The sequence below is a fragment of the Chloroflexus sp. genome (genome assembly GCF_034435895.1).
In the GTDB taxonomy this organism is placed as follows: domain Bacteria; phylum Chloroflexota; class Chloroflexia; order Chloroflexales; family Chloroflexaceae; genus Chloroflexus.
In genome coordinates this window covers 1-1,757 of the sequence record NZ_DAOTWH010000229.1, presented here as the reverse complement: position 1 = coordinate 1,757, position 1,757 = coordinate 1, and the positions used below count along the sequence as shown (strand labels likewise).

At 63.6% G+C, this 1,757-nt stretch carries 1 protein-coding gene and 1 pseudogene; both read right to left on the bottom strand.

Annotated elements, in window-relative coordinates; translation table 11 throughout:
* Window positions 1-750, bottom strand: a pseudogene (locus U9R81_RS13425) (acetyl-CoA acetyltransferase); the annotation flags it as partial.
* Between the two features lie 151 nt (window positions 751-901).
* Window positions 902-1,757, bottom strand: an 856-nt coding sequence (locus U9R81_RS13420) for a hydroxymethylglutaryl-CoA synthase (RefSeq protein WP_322495947.1), incomplete at its 5' end; no start/stop codon positions are given.

Here is a 1,757-nt window from a genome sequence, read left to right as displayed (position 1 = left end):
GTGCAACGCTGGGGTATCGGTGGCAACCGCCGACCCGGCGATACGAATGCGCGGGCCGGCGAGTTCGCGGGCCAACTGCTCGCCAGCGACAAGGAGGGCAGCAGCGCCGTCGGCCAGGGTGCTGCAATCGAGCAGGTTGAGCGGCGAGGCCACCATTGCCGCTTTGCGATACTTGTTGGCGTCAATCGCAAACCGGTAGAGCGCGAGCGGATTTTTCGCCCCGTTGGCATGGGCATTGATCGGGAACGGCGCGAAAGCGTCGGCAGTGTAGCCGTACTCGTGCAGATAGCGCCGCATCAACATCGCCCACTGCGCAGTAAGGGTGATGCCGTGCAACGCTTCTTCGTTGCTGTCGGCAGCCATTGCCTGCGCAGCCTCGATCGCGTCTTCGAGGTGATCAGTGACCTTTTCGACCCCGATCACTAGCGCGAGCGGCAAACCGTTTTGCACCGCTTGCACCGCTTGATAGAGCGCCAACGCGCTGCTGGCGCCGGCGGCTTCGATACGCAGGGCCGGTATCGATGACGAGAGGCCAAGCACACTGGCCAGATACGCGCCGAGCTGGCCTTGCCCGTACAATTCTTCGCTGTAGGCGCTGCCCACATAGAGCGCGCCGATCCGATGCGGCGCAATCCCCGGCGCGCTGGCCAGCGCCAGCCGCGCCGCTTCACTGGCCAGATCGGCCAGATCACGCCCGTAGTGCTCGCCGACGGCGGTCGCGCCCATACCGGCAATATAGACGTTGGTCATAACGACTCCTTTATCGTAGCGATGACCTTCATTCCTCTTGGATGAGTTTGAGGAATTGAAGGGGTTCGATCCTCTTGGTACGGGTCCTTGCTCTACGTGACGAGAGAACGTTTGGCGAGAGGGGATAGGGGCAGAACTGAATGCTCTCCCTTTACCCCATCACCAACTTCCCGCGCCACTTGGCGTAGATCGCGTAATCGATCATCACGGCACGCTTGAGGTAGGCTGCGGTCAAGGGCGCTCGCTCGCGCCGTTCAAGGATCGCGTCGGTGACGGTGAGGGCATAGGCATCAGAACCAGCTCCGCTGCCGTAGCTGGTCACGAAGATGGTGTCACCCGGTTTCGCCACGTCGAGAATGGCGCATAGCCCAATCAGCGCTGCCCCCGAATAGGTGTTGCCGATCTGCGGGCTGAGCAACCCCGGCGCGATTTGGGCATCGGTAAAACCGAGTCGTTTGGCGACCGCTTGCGGGAATTTGGCATTGGGTTGGTGGAAGACTGCGTAGGTGAAGTCGGCGGCAGTGCGATTCAGTTGGCGCAACAATTCGCTGGCTGCCGATTGGATCTGGTGGAAATAGGCTGGCTCGCCGGTGAAACGGTTGCCATGCACCGGATAGGGCCGGTCGGCCCGGCGGTAGAAGTCGGGTGTATCGGTGACATACGAGAGAGTGGCGTCAATGGTGGCCAGCGCCTGCTCGGCAGGGCCGACGATCAACGCTGCCGCGCCAGCGGAGGCGGTGTATTCCAGCGCGTCGCCGGGCCGGCCTTGCGCCGTATCGGCGCCGATCGCCAGCACATAGCGCTGCATCCCGCTGCCGACCAGCGCCATCGCCGCCGTTAACGCTTCCGAGCCGGCCTTGCAGGCGAACTCCCAGTCGGCAGCGCTGACCCACGGGCCGGCGCCGAGCGCTTCAGCCACGACCGTGCCTGATGGTTTGACGCTGTAGGGATGGCTTTCGCTGCCGACCCAGACCGCGCCGAGATTAGCGGCGGGGATAGCGGCGCGG